Consider the following 8,047-nt stretch of genomic DNA (forward strand, 5'->3'; position numbering starts at 1 on the left):
TATTAAACAAGATTAATATAACAGAAAATAACATAAATTTCACTAAGATGTCAAAATAATGAATCATCTAAAATAATTGATTCCCATTGCATTCTTGACTTCATCAAGCGTTTGGCTAGCTACAGCTTCGGCTTTTAAAGAACCAGCCTTGAGCATATCGTAAACATAATCCATATTTTGCGCAAATTCAATACGTCGTTCGCGAATTGGTGAAAGTTCACGTTCAAGCACTTCAAGAAGGAAACGTTTTGTCTTCACATCGCCAAGACCTCCCGCTTGATATTGAGCTTTCATTTCGGCGATTTGTTCAGCATCTTCAGCTTTACCGAAAACATCAAGATAATGGAAGACCATGTTCCCTTCGATTTTACCAGGATCTTCCACTTTGATGTGGTCAGGGTCAGTATACATTGACATGACTTTTTTCTTGAGTGTATCCATGTCATCAGCAAGGAAAATTCCGTTTCCAAGAGATTTAGACATTTTGGCATTTCCGTCAAGTCCAGGTAAACGACCAGCAGCTTCATTTTCAGGGTAAATTCCTTCTGGTTCAACCAAAATATCAGTATGGTAAGCATTGTTGAATGAGCGAACAATCTCGCGTGTTTGCTCAATCATTGGTTTTTGGTCATTTCCGACTGGGACATGAGTGGCTTTGAAAGCAGTAATATCAGCAGCTTGAGAAACAGGGTAAACCAAGAATCCCGCAGGAATTGATTCCCCAAAAGCTTTTTGGGCAATTTCTGTTTTCACAGTAGGGTTGCGTTCAAGTCGAGCAAGTGAAACTAAGTTCATATAATACATTGAAAGTTCAGCTAATTCGGGAATTTGACTTTGAATAAAAATAGTTGATTTTTCAGGGTCAAGACCTGCAGCTAAATAGTCAAGAGCAACATCGCCGACTGATTGACGAATAAGTTCAGGGTCTTTGGCATGGTCAGTCAAAGCTTGTTGGTCAGCTAAGAAAACAAACATATTGTATTTATCTTCATTTTGCATCTTGACACGATTTTGTAGGGAGCCAACATAGTGGCCAATATGAAGTTTTCCCGTTGGACGATCGCCGGTTAAAATAGTTGGTTTTGTCATTTTTTTCTCCTTTGTAGATGAGTTTAGTTTGTTTATTTGAACAGTGTAAACTGGTTTACACCTAATAAAAAAATAAAAAAAGCACCCGTAGAACTATAAAAAGTCCTACGGGCGCTTTTGAGCGCGGTGCCACCGTAATTTTAAAATCAAATGATTTTCTTAAGACCTGTCAGTAAACAGGTTGCTGTGTAACGGAAGCGGCCGTGATTCATTATTTTTTTAAATCAAATTCATTAGTTAATAACAAGCCCATTCACCTTGCTGAAAACGTTGGTTTACACAACCACCAACTTCCTAGAGATTTCAAAATCAAAGTTACTTTCTTGTTGTAATAAATTTTACACTTTTTGACTAAAAGTGTCAAACTAAAAAAGTAGAAAATCAATTTCTTGAATTAGCAAAGGCAAAAAGCTATACTCAGATTAGAGTAAAGATTTAAAAATAAAACATAGGAAACTCAAAATAGAAGGATAGCAATAGCTATTTTAGGAGGAAAATATGGCAAATAAATCAAAGGCATCAGCACATTGGGAAGATACCCTAGAAAACGGTTTTGGAACAATTTCGGCAGAAAGTTCTCAAATTTTTACAGAAACTCCTTATAATTTTAAGGCTCGTTCTGAAAGTCAAGCGCACATCACAACTCCAGAAGAACTCTTAGGTGCCGCTCACGCTGCCTGTTTTAGTATGGCCTTTTCAATGGTTTTGGGGCAAAAAGGTTTGGTAGCAAAAAGTATTGACACAACAGCGGATGTCACTTTTGAAACGACAGCAGACGGTCCAGCGATTACAAAAATTAAATTAACTAATCATTCGGTAATTCCCGGAATTTCTGAAGCAGATTTTCAAGAAATTGCAAAGATTGTGAAAGAAAGTTGTCCAGTTTCTAAGGCATTAGCCACTGTAAATATCGAACTCGAAGCTACTTTGGGATAAGTTCTCTTTGAAATATTAATCTAAAAACTAAGTTATCTTAAATGGCTTAGTTTTTTTGCTTATACTGGGGAAATAATGAGAAAAAAGGGGAGCTTTCTGATATAATTTAACTAATAAAAATTTTAATAAAGTCTTGTCTTATTAAAGTAAGAGAGGTTTCGATGAAAGAAAATAAATTATTATCACCGGCTGCCATTTTTTTGTTGGGAGTGAATTCCATAATTGGCTCAGGTATTTTCTTACTTTCTGGAAAAATATATGAAGACGCTGGGATTTGGAGCTTGCTAGCCATTTTATTTGCTGGTCTATCCATTTTTGTAATTGCTTTTGCTTATGCAAATATGAGTAAGATTTACTCAAAAAATGGTGGAGCTCTTATCTATGCCAAAGAAACATTTGGGCGCTTTCCGGGTTTTATTGTTGGAATGGTGACTTGGTTATTGGGGACAGTGACATTGACAACGGAAGTTTCAGCCTTGCTCACAGCCTTGAAAATGATTTTACCGAATCTTAATAGTCGATTAACTGGCTTGATTATTATTTTAGTTCTGGGCTTGATTTCCTATTTTGGAAGTTCAATTATTGCTGGTTTAGATAATCTGACCTCATTTGTGAAGATATTATTGGTTCTTGTTTTTGTTTGTACTTGTTTTTGGTTAGTGCGTGCTGTTAATTTTACAAGTCCACATTTATTGACTGTCTCATCAGCAAATTTAGGTGGTTTCAAAGGATTTTTATCAGCTTATGGAACAGTTTTCTTCTTTTTTACAGGATTTTCTTTTTTACCGGTCAATGCTGAAAAGATGAAAAATCCAGCGAAAAATTTACCTAAAATGATGGCACTTGTGATGCTCACATGCTTAACTGTCTATTTGATTATTCAAGCAATTACAATTGGAGCACTTGGTCCTGAATTGACTAAAACATTGGTTCCAGCGGCAACGGCTTTTAGTAGAGTTGTAGGGGCAATCGGGATTCCACTCTTTGTCATTGGGATTTGTTTTTCAATTTTTGGTGTGATTGTAGCAACTACGTTTAATACACCAACTATCCTAGCAAGTTTATCTCAAGCACATGAAGATGTTCCAATGTTTGTTGCGAAAAATAATCGCTTTGGAACACCAAGTTGGGCAATTATTTTGACGACACTGTGTGCCATGGGACTTTTTCTAAGTGGCAACTATGTTTTTCTGAGTGGTTTAACCGTATTTATGAGTTTTGTTCAATATTTATCAACCGGTCTTGCCAATATTAAGAAAAAATTCCTGTGGATTGGAATTGGTTCAGTACTTTTTTCTCTTGTTTTACTGACAAGTTTTACTTTGTCTGTTCTACTTTTAGGTCTAGGAATAATAATTTTATTAGTGATTATTTATTTTGTAGTCAAATTAGATGATGATGAACGTGAAAAATGGCTTAAAGAGCATCAAGAAAAATCAAAAGCTGCGGCTGTTAATACTGTTAAGCGTTTATAAGTGCTGTCAGTAATTCTGAAATTACTGACGAACATTTTTAAGAATTTGTCAGTAAAAAAACTCGGTTTCCCGATTTTTTTATTTGTCCATATTTTCAAAATGTTTGACTAACTTACCAGAAACATCTGACTCTAACATTTTGTGAATTTGTTTCAAAGCAGAGGCAATCGCCAATTCACTTGAATTTCCGTGAGCCTTGACTACCGGTGCTTTAAGTCCAACAAAAGCAGCTCCACCAGCTCCATCTGTACTCATCAAATCTTTAAGTCCAGACAAAGGTTTTTTAATCAAAACCCCACCAATTTTAGTGGTGACACTACCGGCCATGATTGCTGATTTTATTTCTTTCATGAGAACAGTCGCTGTACCTTCGATTGCTTTCGAAATGGCGTTTCCCGTGAAACCATCAGTTACTACAACGTCAGCTCCACCAGAGAGTAAATCACGTGATTCAATATTTCCAATAAAATTAATTTCAGTCATTGCTGACAAAATTTCATGTGCTTCTTTGACAGTTGGCGAACCTTTAGATTCTTCTGAACCATTTGAAATTAAAGCTACTCGTGGTTTTTCGATTCCGCGAACATTTTCAGCGTAATAAGAACCCAAAATGGCAAAATCAACGAGATGATGTGCAGTATTTTCAGTATTTGCTCCTAAATCAAGCATATCAAACCCACGTCCATCAGCCGTTGGTAAAGTTGACATCAAAGCTGGTCGTGAAACTTGTTTAATTCTCTTGACTAACATTAATCCAGCTGTTAAAAGGGCGCCCGTTGAGCCCGCAGAAAGGACAGCATCGGCTTCCCTTTTTTTAACAGCAGTCACTGCCCGAACGAGTGAACTGTCTTTTTTTGATTTGATGGCAGCAACCGGATCATCATGAAAATCGATGACTTCAGTGGTTTCAATAATTTCAATAGCTGTTTCATCATCTAAAAATTGACGAATTTTCGCTCCATCTCCGTAGAGTTGGAAAGTAACATCAGAAAGTTCTTTCTTTGCCAAGTTTACACCTTTGACAATATTTTCGGGAGCAAAATCTCCTCCCATTGCATCAATTGCAATTTTCATATTTTTATTTTCTCCAAATCAAATAATATCTCATTAAAATTATAACAAAAAAAGTGACCAGATAGTCACTTTTTTTCACAATAGATAATCTATTGAAGTAATTTACTGCTCATTTAAAATATTTTCAATTTCAACAAGGACAGCATCTTCGTCATTAGAAAGAATGACTTTGTCAGCCTGAGCAAGAATTTCAGGGGCTGCGTTGCTGACAGCAAAAGAAGAACCAGCGTATTCAAACATTTCCAAATCATTCATTTGGTCACCAAAAACAGCTAAATTTTCAGGGAGCCAATTAAAATGTGCCAACAAATGTGCCAGACCTGAGGCTTTAGAAATTCCATTTGGTACGATATCAATACTAGTAAAACCAGTCGTTGTCGCTCTGACAAAAGAAAGACGGTCAGTAATCCATTGCTCACAGTCCCGAACATGGTCCTCAGGAAAGTTTGTGGTAACCTTGAGAAGTTTGTCATCAATTTCATCTAATTGGTGATAAAGTTGACAGTTAGGATAGTAAAGTTTGGCATGAGTCAGGTATTCTTTAGAAATTCCTTCGGGGTAATATGCCCCTTTGAGACCAGAAATCAGATAATCACTTTTAGGACTGAATGGCATTTCTTGCAAGTCATCAATCAATTCTTGCGTTTGGGCAACAGTCAAATCTTTGGCAAAGAGGATTTCTCCTTTATAAGCAACAACGCCACCGTTTTCGGCGACAAAAGCCATCTGGTCTTTATATTCAGCAAAAACTTCTGTTAAACCATGTAAAGAACGGCCAGAAGAAGCGGCAAAAAGAAGATTTCTATCTTGAATTTCTTTAATTAGTTCCGCAAGTTTTTTGTGATTATAAGAATGGTCATTGCGCAGAAAAGTTCCGTCCATATCTGTAGCAAAAAGTTTTAAGTTTTTAGTCATGACTTCTCCCTAATTCATTGATGATGCTATCAATGAATGAAAATTAGTTCTGTCAGTAAATTTTACTGACAAGAACTCCCAGCAAAGCTGTCAGTTCTTTTATGTGCAGCTAAAGCGTTCTTTGAGGGTCGCGCCTAATTAGTGACAGAACTCCCAGCAAAGCTGTCAGTTCTTTTATCTACAACTAAAACGCTCCCATAGGTCGCGTTTTACTGACAGAGCTGTAAACTTAGTTTACACAAGAGTGTAAACGATTTGAAAAGTAGTAATAATTGCTGACAGAATGGTCAGCACCAATAATTAATCAGCCCAGAGTTCTTTAACTTTTTCTTGAACTTCCGCATTATCTAAGAAGTCGTCATAAGTTTCACCGATACGATCAATAACACCAGATTTACCAAGAACAACGATGTGGTTGGCAATGGTATTAATAAATTCATGGTCATGTGAAGCAAAGAGGATTGAACCTTTAAATGATTTCAAACCGTCATTAAGCGCAGAAATTGATTCCAAGTCCAAGTGATTGGTTGGGTCATCAAGAACAAGCACATTAGCACGTTGAAGCATCATTTTAGAGAGCATCACACGAACTTTTTCTCCCCCTGAAAGGACGTTGACAGCTTTCAAAGATTCTTCACCTTTGAAAAGCATACGTCCAAGGAAGCCACGAAGATACGTATTATCGTCTTCTTCTTTTGTCAATACAAATTGACGCAACCAGTCAAGGATTGGTTCAATTGAATCAAAATCTTTGCTGTTATCTTTAGGAAGATATGAACGAGAAGAAGTTACTCCCCATTTAATATCGCCAGTGACCGTCCAGTTATCTTCCACATCATCCATCAATGCACGAAGTAATGTTGTTTGTTGGATATCATTTTGACCAATGAAAACTGTTTTATCGCCAGGATTTAAGATGAATGAAATGTTTTCAATAATCATTTCTCCATCAATCGCAACTGAAAGATTTTCAACACGGAGCAAGTCATTTCCGATTTCGCGTTCTTGTTCAAAACCAACAAATGGGTACTTGCGTGATGAAGGAACGAATTCTTCAACTTCAATTTTATCAAGCATTTTTTTACGTGATGTCGCTTGTTTTGATTTAGAGGCATTGGCAGAGAAACGAGCGATAAACTCTTTCAACTCAGCAATTTTTTCTTCAGCTTTACGATTTTGGTCGCCTTGCAAACGAAGAGCGAGCTCAGAAGATTCTTTCCAGAAATCATAGTTCCCTGGGTAAAGTTTGATTTTACCGTAGTCAAGGTCAGCCATGTAAGTACAAACATTGTTCAAGAAGTGACGGTCATGGGAAACGACGATAACGGTATTTTCAAAATTAATCAAAAAGTCTTCAAGCCAAGCAATCGCTTGAATATCCAGTCCATTGGTTGGTTCGTCAAGAAGAAGGACGTCAGGTTTACCAAAAAGGGCTTTAGCAAGAAGAACTTTCACGTGTTCGCCAGAAGTCAAATTAGCCATCAAATCCGTATGTTGTTCAGCTTTAATGCCGAGGTTTTGCAAAAGACGAGCAGCGTCAGCTTCGGCTTCATAACCGCCCATTTCGCCAAATTCGGCTTCAAGTTCGGCAGCTTTCATGAAGTCATCATCTGTTGCGTCAGGATTCATGTAGATGGCATTTTTTTCTTGATTAATGGCGAAAAGTTTTTCATTCCCCATCATCACAACATCAAGTGGTGTTTGATCTTCATAGTCGTAGTGATTTTGACGAAGAACGGACATCCGCTCATTTGGCCCCATTGAAATATGACCTGTTGTGGGTTGAATTTCGCCGTCCAAGATTTTTAAGAAAGTTGATTTACCGGCACCATTGGCACCAATTAAACCATAACAGTTTCCTGGTGTAAACTTGATGTTTACTTCGTCAAAAAGCTTGCGGTCAGAGAATTGTAATGAAATATCAGATACTGTAAGCATTATTTTTTCCTTTTTACTGATGAGAAAAATCTCAATTATTTTTCGATAAAGTAGTTTGACTACTTTTGTGCTTAAAAATAAGCATTCTGCCCTTATTTTATCATAAAAGTTGGACTTTATAAAGCCCATTTTTTTAAGAGCTATTGACGAAACTGTCAGTAAAATTAACTATTTTTTGAGTTTTAGAAATATCCTATCAGAGTGAAAGGATATTTCTAAAAAAATGAGGCAATTTTAGTTTCGATTCAGTGTAATTTTAGCAATACTTAAGCAAGCCACATTATAATGTACTTATTCCAATAAAATTTTTCATAAAGTTTACTTCTAAACAAAAGAATGAGCGGCTGGTTACCGCTCATTTTTTTATTTTTAGGTTAGCATTTAAAGAAAATGATAATGTCAGTTGTTTTAAGATATAAAACAAATTGACATTTTCGTAAAAATTAGTAAAATTAATGTGTTTAAATAAAAAAGACTTAATACCTAAGGAAGAAATTTTATGAAAAAGAAAGTTTATCGTAATACTGCTGCTTTTAAATTATTGGCTTGGGGATCATTTGCCCTTTTTGTTATTTTGATTCTTATTGGTTTGTACACCCTAAAAGAGCCACTCATGTTTT

6 protein-coding genes, 1 pseudogene and 1 other annotated feature are annotated in these 8,047 nt (G+C 36.2%); of the genes and pseudogenes, 3 read left to right on the forward strand and 4 right to left on the reverse strand.

Annotated features, from left to right (window positions below):
- Nucleotides 1-63: 63 nt before the first annotated feature.
- Nucleotides 64-1,089, reverse strand: coding sequence for a tryptophan--tRNA ligase (gene trpS, locus LLA01S_RS11340; RefSeq protein WP_011834182.1), 1,026 nt, complete (start codon nucleotides 1,087-1,089; stop codon nucleotides 64-66).
- Nucleotides 1,090-1,193: 104 nt separating this feature from the next.
- Nucleotides 1,194-1,429: a binding site (T-box leader), on the reverse strand.
- A 158-nt stretch (nucleotides 1,430-1,587) separates the two neighbouring features.
- On the opposite strand from trpS, the gene LLA01S_RS11345 reads away from it, so the two are divergent.
- Both LLA01S_RS11345 and LLA01S_RS11350 read left to right on the forward strand, forming a co-directional pair.
- Nucleotides 1,588-2,025, forward strand: a complete 438-nt coding sequence (locus LLA01S_RS11345) for an OsmC family protein (protein ID WP_011675125.1) — start codon at nucleotides 1,588-1,590, stop codon at nucleotides 2,023-2,025.
- A 161-nt stretch (nucleotides 2,026-2,186) separates the two neighbouring features.
- Nucleotides 2,187-3,500, forward strand: a complete 1,314-nt coding sequence (locus LLA01S_RS11350) for an APC family permease (protein WP_061778331.1) — start codon at nucleotides 2,187-2,189, stop codon at nucleotides 3,498-3,500.
- 78 nt (nucleotides 3,501-3,578) lie between these two features.
- Here LLA01S_RS11350 and plsX read toward each other — a convergent pair whose 3' ends face one another.
- The 3 genes from plsX to LLA01S_RS11365 all read right to left on the reverse strand — a co-directional run bounded on the left by plsX (nucleotide 3,579) and on the right by LLA01S_RS11365 (nucleotide 7,427).
- Complete coding sequence (plsX, locus tag LLA01S_RS11355) at nucleotides 3,579-4,574, reverse strand: phosphate acyltransferase PlsX (RefSeq protein ID WP_061778332.1); 996 nt, start codon at nucleotides 4,572-4,574, stop codon at nucleotides 3,579-3,581.
- A gap of 102 nt (nucleotides 4,575-4,676) precedes the next feature.
- Nucleotides 4,677-5,489, reverse strand: coding sequence for a Cof-type HAD-IIB family hydrolase (locus LLA01S_RS11360; RefSeq protein ID WP_061778333.1), 813 nt, complete (start codon nucleotides 5,487-5,489; stop codon nucleotides 4,677-4,679).
- A gap of 300 nt (nucleotides 5,490-5,789) precedes the next feature.
- Nucleotides 5,790-7,427 (reverse strand): ABC-F family ATP-binding cassette domain-containing protein, encoded by a 1,638-nt coding sequence (locus LLA01S_RS11365; RefSeq protein WP_032950637.1) that lies wholly within the window; start codon nucleotides 7,425-7,427, stop codon nucleotides 5,790-5,792.
- A 499-nt stretch (nucleotides 7,428-7,926) separates the two neighbouring features.
- On the opposite strand from LLA01S_RS11365, the pseudogene LLA01S_RS13685 reads away from it, so the two are divergent.
- Nucleotides 7,927-8,047: pseudogene (locus LLA01S_RS13685) on the forward strand (YiaA/YiaB family inner membrane protein); the annotation flags it as partial.

Source organism: Lactococcus cremoris subsp. cremoris NBRC 100676 (assembly GCF_001591705.1).
Classification (GTDB): domain Bacteria; phylum Bacillota; class Bacilli; order Lactobacillales; family Streptococcaceae; genus Lactococcus; species Lactococcus cremoris.